The organism is Halobacillus locisalis (assembly GCF_013694105.1).
In the GTDB taxonomy this organism is placed as follows: domain Bacteria; phylum Bacillota; class Bacilli; order Bacillales; family Halobacillaceae; genus Halobacillus; species Halobacillus locisalis.
The window spans coordinates 30955-53231 of the sequence record NZ_JACEFG010000004.1 but is presented as its reverse complement, the minus strand read 5'-3'; the positions used below and the strand labels follow the sequence as shown (position 1 = coordinate 53231).

General features: G+C 45.6%; 23 protein-coding genes and 1 pseudogene. 8 read left to right on the top strand and 16 right to left on the bottom strand.

The window, feature by feature from the left end:
* Nucleotides 1-18 precede the first annotated feature (18 nt).
* On the bottom strand, nucleotides 19-615 hold the full coding sequence (locus H0266_RS17160; RefSeq protein WP_181473677.1) for a flavin reductase family protein: 597 nt from the start codon (nucleotides 613-615) through the stop codon (nucleotides 19-21).
* A gap of 125 nt (nucleotides 616-740) precedes the next feature.
* On the opposite strand from H0266_RS17160, the pseudogene H0266_RS17155 reads away from it, so the two are divergent.
* Nucleotides 741-2143: pseudogene (locus H0266_RS17155) on the top strand (alanine/glycine:cation symporter family protein).
* A gap of 437 nt (nucleotides 2144-2580) precedes the next feature.
* Here H0266_RS17155 and H0266_RS17150 read toward each other — a convergent pair.
* Together H0266_RS17150 and H0266_RS17145 are read right to left on the bottom strand one after the other, a co-directional pair.
* The gene (locus H0266_RS17150; RefSeq protein WP_343063330.1) at nucleotides 2581-3156 is read right to left on the bottom strand and encodes a cell wall hydrolase; all 576 of its coding nucleotides are present in this window, start codon (nucleotides 3154-3156) and stop codon (nucleotides 2581-2583) included.
* A gap of 143 nt (nucleotides 3157-3299) precedes the next feature.
* The gene (locus tag H0266_RS17145; RefSeq protein WP_181473676.1) at nucleotides 3300-3737 is read right to left on the bottom strand and encodes an OsmC family protein; all 438 of its coding nucleotides are present in this window, start codon (nucleotides 3735-3737) and stop codon (nucleotides 3300-3302) included.
* Nucleotides 3738-3953: 216 nt separating this feature from the next.
* On the opposite strand from H0266_RS17145, the gene H0266_RS17140 reads away from it, so the two are divergent.
* Nucleotides 3954-4535: a CDP-alcohol phosphatidyltransferase family protein gene (locus H0266_RS17140; RefSeq protein WP_181473859.1), complete on the top strand. Its 582-nt coding sequence runs from the start codon at nucleotides 3954-3956 to the stop codon at nucleotides 4533-4535.
* A 27-nt stretch (nucleotides 4536-4562) separates the two neighbouring features.
* Here H0266_RS17140 and H0266_RS17135 read toward each other — a convergent pair whose 3' ends face one another.
* The gene (locus H0266_RS17135; protein ID WP_181473675.1) at nucleotides 4563-5243 is read right to left on the bottom strand and encodes a Crp/Fnr family transcriptional regulator; all 681 of its coding nucleotides are present in this window, start codon (nucleotides 5241-5243) and stop codon (nucleotides 4563-4565) included.
* 46 nt (nucleotides 5244-5289) lie between these two features.
* Here H0266_RS17135 and H0266_RS17130 point away from each other — a divergent pair, with 46 nt between their 5' ends.
* Nucleotides 5290-5523 (top strand): glutaredoxin family protein, encoded by a 234-nt coding sequence (locus H0266_RS17130; protein WP_181473674.1) that lies wholly within the window; start codon nucleotides 5290-5292, stop codon nucleotides 5521-5523.
* Nucleotides 5524-5567: 44 nt separating this feature from the next.
* On the opposite strand, the gene uvsE is transcribed toward H0266_RS17130, so the two are convergent.
* The 6 genes from uvsE to H0266_RS17100 all read right to left on the bottom strand — a co-directional run bounded on the left by uvsE (nucleotide 5568) and on the right by H0266_RS17100 (nucleotide 10623).
* Nucleotides 5568-6524, bottom strand: a complete 957-nt coding sequence (uvsE, locus tag H0266_RS17125; RefSeq protein ID WP_181473673.1) for a UV DNA damage repair endonuclease UvsE — start codon at nucleotides 6522-6524, stop codon at nucleotides 5568-5570.
* A gap of 399 nt (nucleotides 6525-6923) precedes the next feature.
* Nucleotides 6924-7880 carry a nuclease-related domain-containing protein gene (locus H0266_RS17120; protein ID WP_181473672.1) on the bottom strand — a complete coding sequence of 319 codons (957 nt, stop codon included), beginning with the start codon at nucleotides 7878-7880 and terminating at the stop codon, nucleotides 6924-6926.
* A gap of 86 nt (nucleotides 7881-7966) precedes the next feature.
* Nucleotides 7967-8791 carry an aldo/keto reductase gene (locus H0266_RS17115; RefSeq protein ID WP_181473671.1) on the bottom strand — a complete coding sequence of 275 codons (825 nt, stop codon included), beginning with the start codon at nucleotides 8789-8791 and terminating at the stop codon, nucleotides 7967-7969.
* Nucleotides 8792-8913: 122 nt separating this feature from the next.
* Complete coding sequence (locus H0266_RS17110; RefSeq protein ID WP_246364182.1) at nucleotides 8914-9384, bottom strand: DUF1189 family protein; 471 nt, start codon at nucleotides 9382-9384, stop codon at nucleotides 8914-8916.
* Between the two features lie 35 nt (nucleotides 9385-9419).
* The gene (locus H0266_RS17105) at nucleotides 9420-9668 is read right to left on the bottom strand and encodes a YuzB family protein (protein ID WP_181473669.1); all 249 of its coding nucleotides are present in this window, start codon (nucleotides 9666-9668) and stop codon (nucleotides 9420-9422) included.
* Nucleotides 9669-9690: 22 nt separating this feature from the next.
* On the bottom strand, nucleotides 9691-10623 hold the full coding sequence (locus tag H0266_RS17100) for a bifunctional riboflavin kinase/FAD synthetase (protein WP_181473668.1): 933 nt from the start codon (nucleotides 10621-10623) through the stop codon (nucleotides 9691-9693).
* Nucleotides 10624-10681: 58 nt separating this feature from the next.
* Between H0266_RS17100 and H0266_RS17095 the strand changes: the two genes are divergently transcribed.
* On the top strand, nucleotides 10682-11269 hold the full coding sequence (locus H0266_RS17095; RefSeq protein WP_343063328.1) for an HD domain-containing protein: 588 nt from the start codon (nucleotides 10682-10684) through the stop codon (nucleotides 11267-11269).
* Between the two features lie 29 nt (nucleotides 11270-11298).
* On the opposite strand, the gene H0266_RS17090 is transcribed toward H0266_RS17095, so the two are convergent.
* The 3 genes from H0266_RS17090 to H0266_RS17080 form a co-directional block, all read right to left on the bottom strand.
* Complete coding sequence (locus H0266_RS17090; protein ID WP_343063327.1) at nucleotides 11299-12762, bottom strand: UDP-N-acetylmuramoyl-L-alanyl-D-glutamate--2,6-diaminopimelate ligase; 1464 nt, start codon at nucleotides 12760-12762, stop codon at nucleotides 11299-11301.
* 277 nt (nucleotides 12763-13039) lie between these two features.
* The gene (locus tag H0266_RS17085) at nucleotides 13040-15148 is read right to left on the bottom strand and encodes a heavy metal translocating P-type ATPase (protein ID WP_181473666.1); all 2109 of its coding nucleotides are present in this window, start codon (nucleotides 15146-15148) and stop codon (nucleotides 13040-13042) included.
* Nucleotides 15149-15163: 15 nt separating this feature from the next.
* Nucleotides 15164-15496, bottom strand: coding sequence for an ArsR/SmtB family transcription factor (locus tag H0266_RS17080; protein ID WP_181473665.1), 333 nt, complete (start codon nucleotides 15494-15496; stop codon nucleotides 15164-15166).
* A gap of 221 nt (nucleotides 15497-15717) precedes the next feature.
* Here H0266_RS17080 and H0266_RS17075 point away from each other — a divergent pair, with 221 nt between their 5' ends.
* Both H0266_RS17075 and H0266_RS17070 read left to right on the top strand, forming a co-directional pair.
* Nucleotides 15718-16377 (top strand): type 1 glutamine amidotransferase domain-containing protein, encoded by a 660-nt coding sequence (locus H0266_RS17075; protein WP_181473664.1) that lies wholly within the window; start codon nucleotides 15718-15720, stop codon nucleotides 16375-16377.
* Between the two features lie 293 nt (nucleotides 16378-16670).
* Entirely contained in the window at nucleotides 16671-17084 is a 414-nt protein-coding gene (locus H0266_RS17070) for a VOC family protein (RefSeq protein WP_181473663.1), read from the top strand.
* 52 nt (nucleotides 17085-17136) lie between these two features.
* On the opposite strand, the gene H0266_RS17065 is transcribed toward H0266_RS17070, so the two are convergent.
* Together H0266_RS17065 and H0266_RS17060 are read right to left on the bottom strand one after the other, a co-directional pair.
* Nucleotides 17137-18252, bottom strand: coding sequence for an FAD-dependent oxidoreductase (locus tag H0266_RS17065; protein WP_181473662.1), 1116 nt, complete (start codon nucleotides 18250-18252; stop codon nucleotides 17137-17139).
* 51 nt (nucleotides 18253-18303) lie between these two features.
* Nucleotides 18304-19554: an MFS transporter gene (locus tag H0266_RS17060; RefSeq protein ID WP_181473661.1), complete on the bottom strand. Its 1251-nt coding sequence runs from the start codon at nucleotides 19552-19554 to the stop codon at nucleotides 18304-18306.
* 174 nt (nucleotides 19555-19728) lie between these two features.
* On the opposite strand from H0266_RS17060, the gene H0266_RS17055 reads away from it, so the two are divergent.
* On the top strand, nucleotides 19729-20256 hold the full coding sequence (locus H0266_RS17055) for a helix-turn-helix domain-containing protein (RefSeq protein WP_181473660.1): 528 nt from the start codon (nucleotides 19729-19731) through the stop codon (nucleotides 20254-20256).
* 304 nt (nucleotides 20257-20560) lie between these two features.
* On the opposite strand, the gene H0266_RS17050 is transcribed toward H0266_RS17055, so the two are convergent.
* Nucleotides 20561-20941, bottom strand: coding sequence for a carbonic anhydrase (locus tag H0266_RS17050; protein ID WP_181473659.1), 381 nt, complete (start codon nucleotides 20939-20941; stop codon nucleotides 20561-20563).
* Nucleotides 20942-21106: 165 nt separating this feature from the next.
* Between H0266_RS17050 and H0266_RS17045 the strand changes: the two genes are divergently transcribed.
* Entirely contained in the window at nucleotides 21107-22063 is a 957-nt protein-coding gene (locus H0266_RS17045) for an oxidoreductase (RefSeq protein ID WP_181473658.1), read from the top strand.
* Nucleotides 22064-22277: the final 214 nt, after the last annotated feature.

Below are 22277 nucleotides of genomic sequence, written 5' to 3'. Positions count from 1 at the left end.
CTGTCTCTTTGCTCCCTTTTACTTAGGTAAATCTTCATTCGGTAACGTGTAAAAATCACGAATGTAACTGTAATCCCCAGCCATCCGACCGACTGGTTTCAATTTGTGCGGATCGACTTTATCTTGATCGTAATACACTTCATCTTTGATGTGGTACCCAACCACTTTTCCTAACACGAGATTGCCTTTGCCGACTTCTAACACTTGATCTAGCTCACACTCCATCTGCACAGGCGCATCCGCTACACGTGGCACTTGAACGAAGCTGCCGCCTTCTGCTTTCGTACCAGCAAGATTGAACTCATCTTCCTCAGAAGCATGTGCCTTACTTGTTTCGTGCATCTGATTCGCAAGCGATTCAGAGACGATATTGACGACGAACTGCTTAGTCTCTCTGATATTTGCAAGGGTATCTTTGTCTACTTCCCTCGCGCCCACTGAAAAACATAAGGTGATCGGATCCATGGACGCGACAGTGAAAAAACTGAACGGCGCAAGGTTCCGGATTCCGTCTTTGCTGATCGTCGATACCCAGGCGATCGGGCGTGGTACGACAGCCCCTTTGATCAATTTACTCATGTCATGATTCTTAAAATCATCGTGATGAATCAACATACAATCACTCCTTCTACTTCTTATCATACGTGACTTGAATGCTTTCCTCACGCCTTAAGATTCTTTGTTTAATAATGTTATATAAGGGAATATGTGGAACGTCAATCATGAAGGAGGCCATTTCCATGGCAGAATTATGGAGTGCATTTGAACAAGGGTTGGCAGACACTTCGAACTTCTTATGGACGTACCCCCTTGCTATTCTATTAATTGCAGGCGGGATTTTCCTGACGATTCGAATCAAGTTCTTTCAGTTTCGTTTCTTCGGTCACGTTCTGCATCAAACCATCGGTCAAATCTTCAATAAAACGAAGAAGACAGGAACCATCACTCCCTTTCAAGCTTTCACATCGGCCCTCGCCTCAACGGCCGGAGCGACTAACATCGTAGGGGTTCCGGTTGCGATTTCATTAGGTGGACCAGGGGCTTTATTCTGGATGTGGGTCGTCGCCTTGATCGGAATGGCAACGAAGTACTCCGAGATTTTGTTAGGAATGAAATATAGAGAAAAGAACGATAAGAACATATGGGTCGGCGGGCCACAGTATTACATAAAAAAGGCCCTCGGTTGGAAGTGGGTTTCGAGTGCGTTCGCCTTCTTCCTCATGATTGAACTGATCCCAAGTACAATGGTTCAATCGCTACTCAAACCGAGGGGGCATTTGGTTGGCCTGTCTATATCACCGGCGCCATTATGTGTGCAGCAATTGCCTTAGTCGTTTTTGGCGGGATTAAACGAATTGCCAAAGTGACGGATAAAATGGTTCCAGGCATGGTGCTCATTTACTTATCCATCTGTCTTTATGTCATTTTTGCCAACATCGATCAAATCCCGAACGTCTTCAGCCTCATTTTCACGCATGCCTTTACGCCGATTTCTGCGGCTGGAGGGTTTGCGGGGGCCGGAATTGCACAAGCGATCCGTTGGGGTACAGCGAGAGGATTGTACTCAAATGAAGCCGGACTCGGAACGGCACCCGTCGCTCACGCCGCAGCGAAAACAGACCATCCTTCGCGCCAAGCCTTATGGGGGATTTTCAGCGTATTCATCGATACCATTGTCATCTGTACCATCTCCGGACTCACCGTTTTGGTAACCGATGCTTGGACTCAAGTAGGAGAAGACAACGCCTCTAACATGATCAATGTCGCGATTGGAAATGAACTTGGTGATGCCTTTGGCAGTACTTTCATCTCACTCTTCCTCTTATTCTTCGTCATCACGACAATCGGCGTTCTCGTCTTTTACGGAGAAAAGCAGGCCGAGTATCTCTACGGGTTAAAAGCAGCTAAGGGCATGAGGATTGTCTATATCGTTGCTGTTTTCGTCGGAGCTATAGGTGGACTTCAATTCGTATGGCAATTCTTAGATTTGATTCTAGCTTTCGTCTTACTCACCAATATCATTCCGCTGCTCTTCTTACACAAGGAAATTGCAGCACTCACAAATGATTATGTGAACCGCGTGTATAAGAAAAAGACGAAGAAGCAGTCTGTAGAAATCTTCTATGAAAAGGATGTAGGATAAAAAAAGCAAGCGGGTAGTCCGCTTGCTTTTTTCAGTGTGGGGAGAAAGACGCTTTCGGTTCTTCCAAAATGAGAAGGAGCCGGTGGCGTGAAAACGACTCCCTTTCCGCAGGAGGCGGTGAGCTTCGCAGGTCGCTACGCGACCTGCGGGATCTCACCCAAGCCTCAGGATCCTGCAGGAGTGTCGCCGTTTCCACGCCACCTCAACAAAAGAAGGCTGAACCTCTAAGGATTCAACTACAATGAGGACCTCTACTGATGAAAGCACCATTTCCGGCAAGGTTCTGTTCTCCCTAATTCGTGCAGAGTGGGATGGAAAACGACTCGCTTTCCATTCCACGGTATTCTTAGATGATCTAACAAAACCTCTCCACAGACTTCTGCATTCAGCCTGAAAAAAGCAAGCGGGTGGTCCGCTTGCTTTTTGTCGTATAGAGATTATCTCAAGAAGACATGATTGCCGATGACGGTCGTCACTTCTTTTTTAGATAAATAAGCGCTCGTCGCTTTAGCTGGATTATAGAAAAATAGAGACTCATTATCAAATCCCTGGTAAGCGAGGGCTTCTCGAACGGCAGCTTTAGATTGTGCACTTGCCGGTTTGTTGATTTCGCCATTCATGACAGGTGTAAACTGATAGTCTTCATGGATGACTCCATAAAGAGAGTCTGGGAAAATCTCACTTTCTACTCGGTTCAACACAACGGTTGCTACAGCTACTTTGCCTGCATAACTCTCGCCCTTAGCCTCGGCTTCAACCAATCGGGCTAGAAGACCCCTCTCATACGTGTTCGGGTCAACAGGCAACTCTAGTTGCTCACCTGGATAAATCGTTGTCCCTCTTTTATTATTAACGGCCATCAATTGCGTTGTCGGTATGCCATTATAGGCGGCAATCTCATACAACGAATCTCCCGGCTTTACAGTGTACGCATTCCCGCTGTCCGCCGATGCGGGAGATGTGACCACTAGCAAACTAGCCATCATCGTTACAAAAACCATCAAACGCTTCACTACTATTCTACCTCCCTGTCACTTGTTCGTTAATAAAGTAACATAAAAGGCAGAATTGTTTCATTATTAATTCTTTCCATGTTTACCAAGGCTTTTCGAAGCATTTAAAAAGCCCCCTGCCTAAGTGAGACAGGGGTTCGAAATTATGCTTTTGACCATGTGGCGTTCATAGTCGTTCCGGCTGCTTTCATCGTCGTAAACACTGGACAGCGCTGGTCTGTCGTCTCTTTCAATTGATCAATACGTTCTTGGGATTCTGATGTCTTCACTTTCGCTTCTACGTTGACCGTGTCGAAGAAAGGCTTCACATCCGCTGTTCCCATTAATCCACGCATATCAAGCGTACCATTGATATCGAAAGAAATCGTTTCTAAATCGAAATCCATTTCCTTTGCGACCATATTGGCAATCACGGTCTCACAACTAGCAAGAGAACCAAGCATCGTCGCCAATGGATCTGGACCTTGATCGGTTCCGCCCATTTGTTGCGGCTCATCAATGGTCAGGCTGTGGTTCCCCGCCTTAATCTCTGATTTCATCCCTTCAGATTGACTGGAAATTTGCACTTTATGTTGTGACATGTACACATTCCTCCTCATTATGTTTGTCCGTTATACTATTCACAATAAATGACGATTTCAAACGGACGAATCGACAGAATGTAATCTATCTTACACGAAGGAATCCGTTATGCGGGCTCCATGTTTGAAAAAGGGTATAATAGAGAGAACGTTTCATTTCATACGCAAATAGGTATAGTCTATTTGGACGAAACTTTTATACTGTAGGTGATGTTATTGTTAGATACGCATGCACGTAAGTTTGTACAACCCACCATTGATAAATCCGCCGACTTTTTCTTGAAGCGCGGAAGAACGGCGAATCAAATAACCGTCCTGGCATTGATTGTCGGACTATCCACTAGCTTTCTATATGCATGGGGCTTACCTGTCGTTGCCGTGATTATGCTATGGCTATCAGGTTTTCTCGACGCCGTTGATGGAACGATGGCACGCCATACGAAAACCTCCCCATTCGGAACCGTCATGGATGTCACCTTTGATCGGATTGTCGAAATCGGTATGATCATCGCCATCGCTTATGTACACCCTGAAGTCCTATGGCCGCTCTTACTCCTCAGTGTCTCGATTATTGTGTCCATGACGATTTTCCTAGTTGTCGGAACGGTTTCTGAAAAGGCAGGCATGAAGTCTTTCTATTACCAAGCAGGGGCAGCTGAGCGTACGGAAGGATTCATTTTCTTCAGCATCATGCTATTGTTCCCAGATTTCCTATGGTGGTCGACGTTACTATTCTTCGCCGTTGAATTGTTTACTGGAGCGCAGCGGTTTTTGGAAGCGAAAAGGATTCTCTCCTGAATAGGAAAAACAAAGAATCATCCAGGTCTATCGCGCTCCTAGATGATTCTTTGTTTTATCTGCTTCGATCGCCAGCACACGGAATTTCCGTAGAAAACCTTCTTTTTTAAGCTGGCTCATGACCGAACTAGTCGTCTCTCTTGTGGCCCCGATCATATTTGCTAAATCTTGATGAGTCAGCTTCATTTCAATGGTCTGCCAGTTTTTCTTGCGCTTCCCTGTTTTTTCACTAAGCATAAGCAACAGGTACAGAAGGCGCTGCCTCACATCACTCAGCGCAATCTTTTCACTTAGACTATAGAAATCTTTCAGGCGAGAAGAAAGGATATCAATCAACTTCAAAGCAATCTTCGGGTTCTTCTCTAAAAAAGCCTCAAAGTCTTGGTGACTCAGTGTACATAAATAAGTATCCGTCATCGCCTCTACGTACATGTGATCATCCGTCAACGTAACAGTCGACGTTTCACCAAACACATTTCCGTCTACCAAAATATCCATTGTGAATTGCTTGCCTTCCTCATTCATGCGATATAGCCTAACTTGACCTTTTTTCAATAAAAAGAGGGCTTCCATTGGATGTTCGGGAGACAGGATCACCGTCCCTTTTTTCACGGGACTCATATGGCTCATCTGATCCAGTGTCTTCAGCTCCTCGTTCGATAATTCATCGAACAGGCTGATTTCAGATAATAAGGAAAGTTTGTCCATGTTGTTCACCTCATTTTTCGTTAGAATCTTAAAGGAGATGGAGTGTATGAATGTTCTTTATACGATTGATGGATGCCACATGTGCGCCGAGGCTCGTAAATCTTTATTGGACCGCCATATTCCATTTAAGGAAGTGAATCTTTTTCGCACTCCGGGAGCCCAAAAGCAGCTGAAAGAACGATTTGGTGAAGTGTACGTACCTGTAGTCCTTACTTCTGCCGCATCCATTAAAGGTAAGGAGATCTTTACACATTCTTTTCATAGTATAACGAATAAGTAAATTCAAACATACAAAAAAGGCTGCAGTCTCATTGTGCAGCCTTTTTACATATTGACTTCTCCACCCGCGATCCGTTTCACTCCTCGTATACTCGAAATCTCTTCTATGAGAGACAATACAGCGCGGTCCTTCGCTTTCGCCTCAATCATGAAATCAACCGGTTCTCCTAGCGACTTGAGTTCCTTAAGTAACGGACGAATAAAATTTAAGTCCACATAATCCGAGTGACTGCGGTATTCTTTCTCTGTCTTTGGGGAGGAAATATGAATCTTGGGCGGCACGTTCATATGACTCCACGTTTCATAAAAACGCGGAAGTAATGTTTCTAACGACTCGTCCTCTGTGTGATTCGCCATATAGTGGTGATAATCGAACATCATCGGAATCTGCTCTTTCTCACAAACTTGGAGCGTTTCTGTTGTCGTGTAGGTTTTATCATCGTTCTCAAGCGTCATTTGTTTCTTGATGGGTGCTGTGAGTTCCTTTAGGTTTTCATGAAAACGAGCGACAGACTTCTCTTTATCCCCGTAAGCACCCCCGACATGAAGATTAATATGACTCTCTTCGTGGAGGTCCATGGCGTGCATCATGGCGTAATGATACTCCATATCTTTCACCGCATTGGCCGTCACATGAGGACGATCGCTTGTGAAAAGCGTAAACTGATTAGGATGGAAACTCGTTCGTAAACCGTGAGTGCGGACCAGTTTGCCAATCTCCTCGTACAAGGATTGGAAAGGCGTAATGTAATCCCAAGGCACCTCATCATGGGTCGCGAGCGGCACGATGGATGAAGAAAAACGATACAGCGGCAGTTCGTGTGCAATATTGTAATGAATATTCCGGATCGTGTGTTGCAGATTGGTTTTTGTAATACGTTCGAGTTCTGGAATGCGGTCTTTTTCATCGAGCTTCTGATACCTGGAGTATGTCATCGTTTTGGCAGGGGTTGCGTCCCAAAGCGATAGTGCGTGTGACACGTAACCGAACCGGATTCTCATACTGTGGCCTCCTCTCTCGTCAACTGTTCCCACTTTTCAGGGTTTTTATTCTCTTGTTGGGGGGTGGATGGGTCTTAGTTGGGTGAGGCTTTTTGTGTTTATGTGGTGTGGTTTGCGCGCGACTTTTGGATTTTTTGGGAGTGCTCAGACTCTTTTGCGAGCGCTCAAACCTTTTTGCGAGCGCTCAACCTCTTTTGCGAACACTCAAACCTTTTTGCGAGCGCTCAACCTCTTTTGCGAGCGCTCAAACCTTTTTGCGAGCGCTCAAACCTTTTTGCGAACGCTCAAACCTTTTTGCGAGCGCTCAAACCTTTTTGCGAGCGCTCAAACCTTTTTGCGAGCGCTCAAACCTTTTTGCGAGCGCTCAAACCTTTTTGCGAGCGCTCAACCATCAGTCATTCACTTAATGCGGTACCTTACACTTTTTCCGATTCCGCTCACCTCTAGCGAGTACCTCTTCAGCAACCTCTTGATCACATGACGAGAATCTACTCTAAGAAAGAACCTCGCCTCTTCATTAGTAATCCACGGCGAAATGAGATAAGCGTATTCTTTCAGGGCCTGTTCGTGTGCGTCTATACTTCGTTGTTTACAATACAAGCAAAACCAAGCCCTTTGCTTCCGCCTCATATAATAACGCCCACACCCCAAGCACCTTACCCCATTCAAAAAGTCACCCCTCTTCAATCTAAAACGATTCACTACATCCACGTTCGGTTCTACATGAGCATCCCGGAGCGCCTTTCCAATTTTCAGAAGAGCTTCTTTACTCCACGCACGTCCGCGGTAGTCCGCTCCCACTCTTTGAATCGCATCAAACAAGGAAGATCCTCGGATCACTTTTTCATGAATATCGGGTTCACAGTTCTGGAATTCGAGGCTGCATTTGGTATGGGACATGATGACGAGATGATGGATCGGCATCTTAAGAGAAAAATGCTTCATGAGCCACTCCCCCAGTAGTCTTGATTGCCGCTCGACTTGTTCGACAGGATCAGCGTCTCCTTCTCGTGTTCCGTCTTCTTTGATGCGGGTCATTTGATGGGATTGTCGGTCGATGATGATGCGGCCGGAGCGATTTTTCACTTCTAGGAGTAATACATAGGTAGGAAATAGAATCAGGGTATCGATTTGAAAGTGGGCGATGCCATCGTACAAGCGGAGGTCATGCAAAATGAGGTGGTAGCCTTCTAGGTATCCAAGATGAAAGGTGATGGATTTCTCTCCATACTCCCCTGCTTTTCTTATTCCCAAGGCTTCTTCAACGTCCTTGCGTTTAGGGTGGTCTGCGGCTAGTCTGACAAAAGCAAACTCACACCCCACCCGTCTGACGGATTCATTTTGTTCTTTTAACAACAAGCGTGATCACATCCTTTCTTTTCCATTAAAGCACATTTAGACAAAAAAAGAACGGCTGACCTGAGTCAACCGTTCCTGATTTATTATCTTACGTTCATTTCTGATGGTTTTGGACCTTTGCGCTCGCCACGATCTAATTTGTTGATCGCATTCATATCTTCAGCAGACAATTCAAAATCGAATACATCGAAGTTTTCTTCAATACGTGATGGTGTCACGGACTTCGGAATGACGATGGTATCGTTTTGTAAGTGCCAGCGAATGATCACTTGCGCAGGCGTTTTGCTGTGTTTTTCTGCAATTGACTGAACCGCTTCATCCTTCAACACTTCGCCACCTTGCATCAAAGGGCTCCATGCTTCTAAATGGATGCCGTGTTTGCGGCAGAATTCTTTCAGTTCATTTTGCGCCAAGTACGGGTGACACTCGACTTGGTTGACCGCAGGCTTCACGTCACACTCATCCATCAAGCGCTCAAGGTGCTCGATATCAAAGTTACAGACGCCGATCGCTTTCACTTTGCCATCTTTCTGCAGCTGTTCAAGCGCTTTGTATGTTTCTACATAGTCATCAAACTCAGGAGTCGGCCAGTGAATGAGGTATAGATCCACATAATCAAGACCTAGTTTATCGAGGCTTGTCTCAAGTGCCTGCATCGTATTGTCGTATCCTTGATCGGTGTTCCACACTTTTGTTGTGATGAACATTTCATCGCGACCTAGTCCGCTTTGTTTGATGGCTTCGCCGACTTGCTTCTCGTTGCCATAGATGGCAGCTGTATCAATATGACGATAGCCTGTTTCAAAGGCTTTTGTGACAGCAGGTACCGCTTCGTTCTCTTCAACTTGCCAAACACCAAAACCAAGCTGTGGCATTTCCACTTGGTTATGTAACGACATGGATTTCATAAGATAGACTCCCTTTCTTTTTGAGATTACATGTAAAATAGTAGCACACGCGCGCCTCTACATGCCGAGATTTTGCTCAGCCAGCCCCCTTAAGCGAGCACAAAAAAAGCACTAACGAACGCTTACGAGCGCTTCCTTGATGCTTTCGGATAAATCATGATCATGCGGTACATTAAAAAGGAAAAAATAGTAAAGTACAGCAGGGCACTGATCGAGTCAGGCACGGAAATGTTTTTCAGCACGACCGTCAAAATCAACGGAATTGTCGATGCGTAAGCGGTCATTTTCCACAACTGCTGATACGTCAGCTTCCTGCCTAATGCTTTCCTCAGCAGTAGCGCTCCCCCTGCAAAAACCGATACGCCGACAATGATCAAGAATATGATCAAGAGCGGGTAAAAGACGAAGACTTGGGCGAGATACAAACCGCGTGATACTTCAGTTAAGCTTGAGTCCAGGCGAATGATGGTCCCGATCAAGTCTGGTAAAAATAATATGGTCAGAAGCAAAAATAAATAGCCGATCGTAGAGGTTATCCCCTTACGGTTCAACCTGAACATCGCTTCTTTTTTCGGTAAACGAAAACTGTTCATAAGTGAGTCGAAAAATACCATGATGATCTCCTGCCTTACTCAGCAAAAAGCGCTAATTCTTCTTCAATTTTGGTACGAATTTTCTCAAGCGCCTCTTCAGATGTTTTCCCGAACACACGCGTGCCGTTGACGATGGCGTATGGTCTGACGGCACACATGCCACAGAAGGAGAGGCATTCGTTCATGAGTACGGCCACATCAGGGTATTCGGACTCGATGATGCGCTCGATGTCTAGTTCGGTAATTAAGTTTCCATCACAAATCTCGACGACTACAACCCCCATGGTTACCTACTCCTTTCTATCGTTAAGCTAAACCTAAAATCTCCCGTGCATACGCTTCATCTTGCTCCATCTGTTCAACAAGGGCATCTAAGCCCTGGAAATCTGTTTCGTCTCTTAAGTGTCGTAAGAATTTCACAGACACTTGTTGATCGTATAAATCACCGGAAAAATCCATGATATACGCTTCTACTTTATAGGAATCCCCGTTGACAGCGGGACGATAACCGGCGCTGATCAACGTGTAATAGTAGTCTGGTGCTTCTGGATACAATTTGACCGTTCCAAGATAAACGGCTGGTTTCACTTCCACGTATTCTTCAATCTGTCCTAGATTGAGCGTTGGATAGCCGAGCTCACGGCCAAGTTGCTCACCTTTTACAACCTTGCCCGTTATTTCAAAAGGACGTCCGAGCATCGATTGGACAGCCTCCATCTTCCCCTCACGTACAAGGGTACGAATGGATGTGCTGCTGATTTTCTCTCCGTGGTTTTTCGTATGCGGTACAATCGTTACAGCTATGCCGACTTCTTCACATAGCTCCTTCAAGCCGTCGGCATCAGAGCCTCGTCCTTTTCCAAAGCGGAACCCTTCACCCACGACCAGATGTGTAATCGACAACGGACGTAAATGCTCATTCACGAAGTCACGAGGAGATGTCTTGGCATATTCTTTGTTAAACTGAACATGGAAGTACCGATCGACACCGAAGTCTGTGAGCAACCGTTTCAAGTCCTCATAGGATGTTAAGGACGTTTTGTACTGCTCGTCTTCTTGAAGCACCCACTTAGGATGATCTGAGAAACCGTACACCGCCAGTTCTTCATCGGTGACAAGCGATTTTGCCGTCTCCAACAGATGTTGATGACCAAGGTGAAGGCCATCAAACTTCCCGATGACGACGACCTTCGGATGATCTGATTGTGGCGATTTTGATGTGATCTGGATTGTTTCCATCCCCAAGCATCCCCTTTATCCTTTGATTAAACCTATTAATTATATTACACCATGTCTATTGAAGCAACCAACCGAGCCGTTTTCAACTATTTTGATTGGAAGTGATAAAATGATTGAAAAAGCAAGAAGAATTGCGACAGAAGCGCACGCTGGACAAAAGCGCAAAAACTCGAATGAGGACTATATCGTACATCCAATTCGCGTCGCTGAACGATTGGCCGCTGCCGGTTTCGGCAAGGAAGTCGTTTGTGCAGGGTACCTTCACGATGTAGTCGAAGATACTTCTGTAACTCAAGAGGACCTTGAAAAGGAATTCGGACGAGAAGTGACAGCCCTCGTAGCTATGCACACCGAAGATAAAAGCAAATCTTGGAAAGAACGCAAACAACATACGATTGACGTGGTCAGGAGTGGTTCCTTAGAGGTGAAAGCGTTGATTGTCGCAGACAAACTAGATAACTTACAATCCATCCACAATCAGCTTCAAGCAGGCGAGCCTGTTTGGGACGCCTTCAACGCAGGATACGAACATCAAAAATGGTATTACACATCCGTCCGTGACGTCATGAGTGAAAATTTAGACCCAGAACTAGTCCCTCGCTATTTTGATGAATATGACCGATTAGTTAAAAAAACGTTTGATTAAAAAAACCTGGAACCATATAGGCTCCAGGTTTACTGTACGACTGGTGGATAGTACGCTTCAATAATGTCCTCATCTGAATGAGGGATTTCTTCGCCTCTTACCATTTGAGCGTTATTGATACACCCGCTCGTAAGGAGGATGATGTCATTTTCCTGTCCGAGTTCAAGCGATTGTTGGACGCCTTCCGCTCGGGTGAGCGTCGTGTATATGTGTTCCGCATCTGGCTGGCGGAATCCGGATTTCACTTGTTCGACAATCACTTGAGGATCGTGATAGCCAGGATGGTCAACCGTGACCACAATGGCATCTGCCTGTCCATCAATCATCGAAGCCATCTTCGGCATTTTATTGAAATCACGGATCCCGATGCCAGCAATCATGACAATCAATCGATTATATTCAAGCTTCTTCACTTCTTCCACGAGGCGGTTCAGCGCAACAGGAGTGTGCGCATAATCCAGAATCACCTTTTGCCCACAAGAGGTGTGAATGACTTGGAAACGTCCTTCTGGCCCTTCAAGGTTAGGCAAAACCTCTATGATTTTATCGATGCTGTACCCTAAATGAAGAGCCGTTCCGATGGCCGACAAGACGTTTGCCACGTTGTACGTACCATAAACCGGTACGAATACTTGTCTGACAGAACCCTTGTAATAAAGGTTGAAAATCGAACCTTCCTCCAGCACTTCGATCTGATCGGCTCTCAAATCCGCCTTTGGATTTCCTTCAATGCTATACGTAATCATTGTACCTTGATGTTCACGTACCAGATCTTCTCCCATGCCCTCATCGTCTATATTGACGACTTGATGGGCTGCTTGCCTGAACAAACGCATTTTACATTCTTTATAATGATCAATCGTCTTATGGTATTCCAAATGTTCTTCCGAGAAATTCGTGTGAATGGCGACATCAAAGTGGATGCCTTGCACCCGCTTCTGATCTAAAGCGATAGAGGACACTTCCATCACCGCCGCTTCGTCTTCTAATTCATATAAATCATTAAAAATATGATGCAGATCGGCCGATTCCGGGGTGGTTGGCGTGCTCTTCTTATAAATGAGCTTATCTTTCGATGACCAGATTCCCGTTGTTCCGATCGATCCCGTCGGTAATCCCACTAGTGTCAAAAGAGAACGAACATAAGCAGCAACCGTCGTTTTACCATTCGTTCCGGTAACACCAATCATTTTCATCTGTTCGTCGATGGCACCATAATAGAATTTTGCAAATGAAGCCATCGAGTCCCGAATATCTTCAACGACGATAAACGTACTTCTCGGGTGCTTAGCACTCCATTCCCGAAGAACGACTACGTCTGTGCCAATCACTACACTGGCCCCGAAGCGTAAAGCTTCTTCAACATATAGATGGCCATCATATTGATCTCCTTTGATGGAGAAAAAGGCAGACTGCGCTTCAACTCGTTTCGAATGAAAGGAAAGGCTTGAGACCTCTTGTTCCATGGGTCCGAAAATATGTGTATGTTTCATATGCTGATGTGTTTCAAAATTTATTTTCATCGTCATTTCCTCACTCATAGTATAGTCTTTATCGTCGTCTGAATTCGATAAAAGTATGTATGTTTGCAACAAATAAATCGTATGTATTTGATAACTATTTTACCACTGTTTACTTAGACTGTATCGAAACTTTTTCCCTGAGTGTGGCGGTTTAAAACGTAATTAATGAAAAAAGGACATACGTCCCGGTTTTATGGAATAAAAAGGTTCAAAAAAACCCGCTTGAGCTATTTCAAGCGGGCACCTATCATGTAGTCAAAGGCTCTACGTCCCTATCTGCCTGTGACGTATTTTTCTCTTTATACATCAGTACCGTCAAGCTGATCAACGTCACGAGAATCGTCGCGCCCATATCTGAGAGAATCGCCACCCATAACGTCAACCAACCCGGAATCGTCAGCAACAAGGCAATCGCCTTTAACCCAAGGGCAAGCCCGATATTCAACTTCACGACACGATTGACGCGCTTCGCAATATTGATCGCAAACGGCAATTTCCCTAAGTGGTCCTGCATCAGAACGATATCCGCCGTTTCAATCGCACTATCCGTCCCTTTGCCCATCGCAATGCCAAGGTCAGCCGTCGCAAGCGCCGGCGCATCATTGATGCCATCACCGATCATCGCAAGCGATCGCCCTTCCTTCAGCACTCTCACTTGTTCAACCTTCTGTTCTGGTAAAAGGTCTGAATAGACGTCCGTCATACCGATTTGGTCGGCCACCATACGAGCGGTCTGTTCATGGTCGCCTGTCAGCATAATCGTGTGCTCAATCCCGGCGTCGTGGAGGAGTTTAATCAACGTCCGGCTTTCTTCCCTTATTTCATCTGCGACGCCGAACAAGCCGAGCACATCATCTTCGCTTGAAAGGATAACGATCGTGAATCCCTCTGCCTTCATCGCATCGATATCCGCTTGTTGCTGCTCCGATATCGTCAAATGACGAATCGTCTGTTCGCTCCCCATATAGAAGTTAGCATCTCCGATAACGGCTGTCACTCCTTTACCAGGGGTGGTTTGAACATCAGATGGTTCCACGAAATCACTACGATGCTTCTCTACTTCCTGCATGACCGCACGGGCAATCGGATGAGAGGAATTTTTCTCAATCGATCCAGCAACCGAATAGAAGCGATTCTCATCGTATATCTTCGTTTGATGGACAGTCGGCTCACCTTTCGTAAGCGTTCCGGTTTTATCAAAAGCGATGCTGTCGATTTTACCAAGCTTCTCTAAAAACACGCCGCCTTTCACGAGGATTCCCTGGCGTGCATTCTTCGTAATGCCTGACACGATCGCAATCGGCGATGATAAAATCAAGGCACACGGACACCCGACGATCAGAACGGCAAGACCTTGATAGAACGCATCTCCCCATCCGGCCCCGAAGACGAGTGGCGGCACAACCATCACAAGCGCTGAAATGACCATAATGAGCGGAGTGTAATATTTGGCGAAGCGGTTGATGAATAGTTCTGTCGGTGTCTTCATCTCTTGTGCTTCTTCCACAAGATGAAGAATCTTCGCCAGCGACGAATCTTCATAAGGCTTCGTAATACGGAGTTTCAATAATCCCTCATTGTTGATACTTCCACCATATAACGCCTCACCGCTGCTTTTTTCAACAGGCAAGGATTCACCGGTGATCGCCGCTTCGTTTACGGAACTCACCCCTTCGATCACTACCCCGTCAGACGGAATCTTCTCCCCTGCTTTGACAACAACAAGATCTCCTTCACGCAGCGAATCGATCGAAACCGTCCGTTCCGTACCGTCTGTCAAAAGTGTCGCCTGTTTCGGCGCGACGTCCAACAGCTTCTCCATAGAGTTTCTCGCTTTTTCCATACCGAGACCTTCTAAATATTCATTCAACCCGAACAAGATCGCGACCATTGTGGCTTCACGCCACTCGCCAATCGCTACGGCGCCAACAAGGGCAATGGTCATTAATGTATCAATATTGAACTTCAATTTGACCAGGTTTTTCGCACCTTTCAAGAAGGTTTGATACCCACTGATCCCCATCGCCATGATATACATCATGATCAAAACAAAATTTGGAACCACAGGCGCAAGTACGAAGGTCATACCAAAAATCAGACTGGAGATGATCACGAGCTGTTTCATGTTCAGCCCATGTGAATGATCGTGACTATGATCTTCTTCCTCTACGATCGATGCACCGTCTGATTTCAATATTCTTCGTACACGTTGTAAATCAACCCCATCATCAACGACGAGCTTGCTTGATGAAAACTTTAACTGTGTACCTTCCCCGTGATCCAGCTTCTTCATTTCCGTTTCCATTTCCTGTGCGCAATTCGCGCATGACAATCCTTGAAGTTTGTATTCCTTCATCGGTCATCCTCTCCTCTAATGGTGAAGGGCGTGGTTGATCGTCTGCTGTAAGACATCGATGACGTGCTCATCATCGTGAGAGTAAAAGAGTGTCGTTCCCGCTCTTCTATATTTCACTAATCGTAAGTTCTTTAAAAAACGTAGTTGGTGAGAGACCGTCGACTGCCTAAGGTCTAACGTATCGGCAATTTGATTCACGGACATTTCCTGCTCACACAACAAATGCAAAATCCGGATTCGTGTCGGGTCTGAGAGCGCTTTGAACGTTTGCGAAACGACAAACAACGTCTCCTCATCTAATTCTTCCACTTCTTGATCCTTTTTTTCCTTGTTCCGATTATTTTCCATGTTTGACACCGTCCTTATATGCGCATATATTCATATATACACTTATCGTATGTTCATCATGCTTTTTTGTCAACGGGAGCATGCCTATGTTTATAAAATTTTGTACGTGGGAAAATTACATATATGGCCAACAGGCCTGAAGCAGATGATTTGCAGATCCTTCAGAATGAGGATTATGATACTTCACATAGCTTTTCAAAATTAGAGGAGGAATGTTGAATATGTCTAAAAAAGTACTAATGGTTGTCACAAACCACGAAAAAATCAATGATGAGCTGTCCACTGGAATTTGGTTATCTGAATTCGGTGAAGCATACAATGAGTTCAAACAACACGGATACGAAGTCACGGTTGCAAGCCCACAAGGCGGCGTTTCACCGGTAGACCAAGGTAGTGTCAGTGAAGATGAACCACAAGAAATTCTAGATACGAAACCACATCTAGAAAATACAACACCGATCAGCGACGTATCATCAGAAGACTTTGATGCGATCTTCTTGCCTGGTGGTCACGGTACAATGTTCGACTTCCCAGACAATGAGAAGCTTCAAAAGCTATTGCGCGAATTTTACGAAGCAGACAAAATCGTCGCTGCCGTATGCCACGGTCCAGCCGGTCTAGTAGGCGCTACGCTGTCGAACGGCGAACCACTTGTCAAAGGCAAGCGCGTGAACGCCTTTACAGATTCTGAAGAAGCAGAAACAACGCTCGATCAATATATGCCTTTCCTACTTGAAAGCAAATTGACTGAACTCGGTGCTGATTTCCGCTCCAGCGGTAACTGGTCCACTCACTTCGAAGTGGATGGCAACCTGATCACAGGTCAGAACCCTCAGTCAACAGAAGCGGTAGCTAAAGAGGTTGTAAAACAACTGAATTAATCAAGTTAAGAGGACCTGCGCGCAGGTCCTCTTTTTTATGTAATACTCGCTAGGAATGGGTGTCCAAAAAAGCGTGAATTCTGTCCGGAATCCCCCATCAAATGTCCGAATAAGGCGTATTTGTCCGGAATAATACTTCTTTTGTCCGAAATAGTGCCCCTCTCGTCCGATTAGCTCAAAGAAATGTCCGATTTATGTTCTAATGTCTATCCTTTCTATTAACATGAATAGAACAACTGTCTAGCATCAACTCACCCAGTTATGTCATGATGTAATACAGAAAGGGTGATACCATGAAGAAAACCTTCGACCATACAGGCATCGCGGTCCGCAATATCGAGGACAGCATCCATTTATATACAAAAGTCTTTGGAGGCGAGCTGATTGATCGATATCGTAGTGAAGCAACAGGTGTCGAAAGTGAGATCGCGATTATTGATATAGACGGAGATCGCTTCGAGCTGCTGATGCCGACCAATAATACGACGTCTCCAATCGCTCGTTTCATTAAGCAAAAAGGGAAAGGGGTCCACCATATCGCTTACCGGGTGGATGACTTGGATGAGGCTTTGGTGGAGCTTGAACAACAAGGAATTCGTACATTAGAGGGGTCGCGCCGAACGAATAAGCACGGACGCAGGTTGATTTACTTAAACCCTGCCGATACAGAGGGGACAATCATTGAATACTGCGATTATAAGGGGTAGAGAAGAGTTCTAAAAAAAGCCACCGGCGTCTATGCCGATGGCTTCCTTTTATTTACTCAATTGCTTCATTCACATCAAATTCCGCCGGGTCGAGCTCTGTCTCCTCGCCCATGACGAGCTTCGCTAATTCTGCGCCTAAATAAGGGCCGGATGTCAGGCCGGATGCACCAAGACCATTGGCGACGTACAGGCCAGTCGTTTCAGGGATGGGACCGAACACGGGCAATGAGCCTGGTGTGAAAGGCCGGAACCCAACGCGCGTTTCGACGAATGTACTGTCTTTCAATCCAGGGAACATTTCTAAAGCCTTATCAAAAATATAGTGCAGTCCACCAGCTGTCGAGCGGTTGTCGAACCCAGCTTCCCGCTCGTGTGTCGCACCGATCACGACACGCCCGCCTTCGAATGCAAGCAAATACTGATTATTCGGTGGCATCACGACAGGCCAATCTTCCGTATTTTCTCCCGGTACGTCCAAATGAACGATTTGGGCTTTTTGAGGAGAAACAAGAAATTCGACACCGAGCGGAGAGATCAACTCTTTCGACCAAGCCCCTCCTGTTACGAGTACGTCCCCTTCAATCGTTTCTCCGTTCACTTCTACGCCCGTCACGCTCTTCTCTTCATGGATCAGCGTAGCATCCCCTTGAATAAATTCAGCCCCGTTCTTCTCTGCTGTACGTAATAGAGCATCACGAAGTTTACGGCCATCCACACGGGCCGCTCCGCTCACATGAATCGATTCGTAGCCTTCCGCGACAGCAGGAAATCGCTGCTTCGTCTCTTCTGCTGAGAGATGAGTAATTTCACCAATCTCCGGCGCCCCATCCTCTTTCCGTTTCGTGACGCGTTCAATCGCTTTTTTCAATTTTTCTTCATCACGCTGTAAACTGATCGCCCCGACACGGCGGTATCCCGTATCCGTCTCGCCAGCCTCTTCAAGCTCGGCGATGAGTTCTGGATAGTATCTCGCTCCGCCTTTCACAAGACGATACCACTTTTTATTCCGACGCTGCGCAAGCCACGGACAGACAATGCCTGCCGCCGCTTCGGTCGCTTGCCCGATATCTTTTCGATCGACAATCGTTACATCCTTACCTGCTTTAGCCAAATGATAGGCCGTTGAAGCACCTAAAATCCCCGCTCCAACTACAATATATTTTCCCACGTGAAACACCTTTTTTCTGCATAGTTTGTGCCATCATTGTACACGCGAGCGTCATGCGGAAGCAAGCTCCTCTCCTGTGTGCTCTTCACCTAACGCCTTGTAATGCTTCGTCATCGGGAACACGATACTCACTACGACGAGCAGGACCCCCGCGCCAACGACCGTCGGTATCCCTCCCCATACTGTACCGACCCATCCGCCAACAATCAGACCGCCAAGGAAGCTGGCGTGCAGAATGGAGTTGATGATTCCGCTCACCCTGCCAAGGACCTCCTCTGAGACGGATTGCATATACAAACTGTTCAGCGGTACATTCAAGAACGTATTCGATAAACCAACAAAACTCATCCACATATAAAGCGGAGCAAGAGGCCATGTTTGATGAATGTGAAAGGCCGGCCATATGGCGATACAAATCACACCTGTCACACCTATAGTTGCGATAATCAACCGGTTTGACTTCATTTTTTTCATCACAAAAGGAACGAGTAGAGCCCCCGCTACACTGAAGACCCCTTCCACTGATTCCAACAATCCGAAATGGAACTCTCCTATATCAAAGACGTTCAGTACAATGTGGAGCACATTGGCACCGACGAGGCTCATCACGAAAGCCGCTAAGATCAGCAACCAAACGATCCCTTTCAAAAAAGGTTCATTCTTTACAAGCGTTACCCCTTCTTTCAATGACTCGACATACGTGGATTCCGGTTGATCAAACTCAAAACCGTCACGCTTAATCGAAAGGGTGGCGATCAAAACCGCTGATACCAAGAAGGTTGCGGCATCGATCATAAAAATGATCGACACGTGATTGAACAAGAGCAGGGCGCCACCAATCGACGGAGCGATGATGTTCATCGCCATATATGTTGACTGAGAAAGCCCCACCGCTTCTGGTATTTTCTCTTTCTCGATTATTTTAGGAATCGTCGCCGTTTTAGCCGGCTCGAAAAACACGGTTCCGATACCTTGAAGAAAGATCAATACAAGCAACCCCACTAAAGAATCATGAGCTGGAATCATACATAACAAAATCACGAGTCGATAAAGGTCTGACGCCACAAGCGTCACTTTTTTCGACATCCGGTCAATGACAGGGCCCACGAAAACACCGAATAACAAGTTCGGTATATACCTCGCCATCAGTACAAAACTGAATACAAGCGGACTATCAGACAACTGACCGACAAGGAAAATCACGACAATGTGCGTGATTCCATCCCCAAGCTCTGACACGACTTGGGCACACCACAGCTTTAAGTACGTAGATTTTTCAATAGATTGAACATAGCTCCACACCTCATTAAAATATATTTTATCGTTAAAAATAATTAAACTAAACGAGTGTATTTTTGTAAAGAGGCGGAAAATAACCCACACCGTTCAACCCCTTTCATATCAAGAGGTTCGGTCGTTAAAATTTTTTTGAATGATCAGTGGCATTCTGATATATTGATACAAGAGGTGTTATCTATGATTGATAATTTAGAGATTGCAAAAGCACTATTTGATGAGAAGCTCAACCGCTTGATTGAGAGCGTGGACGAAAAACCGAAAACGGTGAAAGAAATGGCCGAAGAATTCAACGAGAAACCATCACGTCTGTATTATCCGATCCAGAAATTGATGAAGTTAGGGTTACTTAAAGTGGATCACGAAGAGATGATCGGCAACTTGACCGAGAAATATTATACATCCGCTCACCTCGAAGACATGAGCATGGAGGGCGATTTTGCCAGAGAAAACAAAGAATTTCTTCTGACGCAAATCATGGCTTCTCTTCAGCGGGGAATTGAAACCATCCGTCAAGATTTAGAAGCGGACCCTGTACCCGATCACTCCAGTGCGATGTTTGATGAAACGAAGGTTTCCTTGACGCATGAGGAATGGAATGATTTGAACAAAGAAATCGCGGACTTGATCAAAAAGCGAAGTCGTTCATCAGAGGGAGCGTCCACATACACCTACAGCTTGCTCACCTACCAGACAGAAAAAAAATAAAGACGTCCTCGAAGAGGCGTCTTTATTTACTGTTCTCACAAATGTATTGGTAACACTTTTCTATCGTACTCTTACAATCATGTGTATCAGGACTTTCCATTTCATACAAACCATATGGATTCTTCGTGATCGTGAATGGAGAGATATATACTGTCGATTGATGAGAAAGTTTTTGAAGTTCTATGAAAATCGGATCCTTCTCCCTACCCCAATCAAACCAACTCGTCTGCTCCATTTCACCACGCACCCCACTGATAGATTTTCTATAGGGAGTATTTCGTCATGATTAAGGAAAATACCTTTATTATCCGGTGACCACTTCAACTTCCCAGTCCCCATTTACATAAAGACCGACAATTTCGTCGAACGGATAGCCCCAGCTGCGGATCAACTCGATAGACTGCTTAATCTGCTCCGTCTTCTTCTCACGCGGTACAGGATTACCTGCACACCCTTCATGCCCGACCACCGCTAACACTTTAGAGCCATGGGCATCTGTGGATACTTGAAGTTTGGACTGAATGGCTTTTACTTGTTGATCCGTCCCCTCTAAGATCACCTTTGTCGGGCCTGCCTCTGTGATCATATCCACATAAGGAACATTGTATTTTTCTTGCATCCAGTGAATGACAGGAAGCTGAACTCTTCCATCCATACAATTGATCGCTGTTACAAAATCTGACATAAAAAAATCCTCCTCCTTCTTTTTAAAATATTCTATCATATGTACCCACGAATAAGGAGTATTAGCTCGCTTCGAACACATCCTCCATTCACATCTTTTTACAAAAGCACTATCAAAACCTTAGTATAGTAATAAGACAAATTTCTTTGGAGAGGATGTTGTTCGATGAGTCAACGTGAATGGTCACTGATAGACATTCCATCGTTAGAAGGTAAAGTCATTGTCGTCACAGGAGGTAATGGGGGACTTGGCTATGAAGCTGTCAACGTATTCGCGAAAAGAGGGGCTACGGTCATTCTCGCTTCCCGCTCTGTAGAACGCGGGCAAGAAGCACATGCGAAGATCGTGAAAGAAACACCTCAGGCAGATGTTGAAGTCATGGAACTCGACCTCGGTGATTTAGAGTCCGTCCATAATTTCGCGCATGCTTTCAAGCAGAAATATGATCGCTTAGATGTGCTGCTTAATAATGCAGGCGTCATGACAACACCTTACGGCAAAACGAAAGACGGCTTCGAGCAGCAACTCGGAATCAACCACCTCGGTCATTTCGCACTGACCGGACTGCTTTTCGACCACATCAAACAAACACCCGAGGCTAGAATCGTCAACATTAGTAGTAACGCTCATAAGTCTGGGAAGGTAAACTTTGATAATTTGATGTTCGAAGGCGGCAAAGGATACACACCGATGAAAGCTTACGGTCAATCGAAGCTTGCCAATTTATTGTTCACTTATGAGCTGCAACGGAAAATCAATGATGCTGGCTTAACGGTGAAAAGTGTAGCCGCCCACCCGGGAATCGCCAACACGAACTTAACTCGTCATATTGAAAATAAAGCGTTATTCAAAGTTGTAGGTCCTCTTCTCGGATTCATGACTCAGGACTCGTTTAACGGTGCACTGCCCGGCATACGCGCCGCGACAGATCAGACTGTCATCGGCGGTGAATATTTCGGTCCATCCGGCTTCCAGGAATTTAAAGGAGATCCTATTGTGGTGCTTCCGATCACGGCAGCTTATGACGTGATGGATGCGAAGACTTTATGGAAGAAATCTGAAGAACTGACTGGTGTAGAATTCCCTGTATCAGAACAAGCGAAAGAACATCAACCGAACTAATCCATATCAAGCGCAGAGCCTGGAGCTCTGCGCTTTTCTGTATTTTGAAGGAAGAAAAGTGTCATGAGAGGAGCTATCTCGACATTTTTGCAAACAGATGGCGCTCATAAGTGCTCTGATCTTCCTCCTCTCGACTCTTTTCAAAGGTCGGTACATGCAAAACCGTCATGAAGCATCCTCTCTCTACCGTTTTACGTGCTAGAAAACTTAGAAA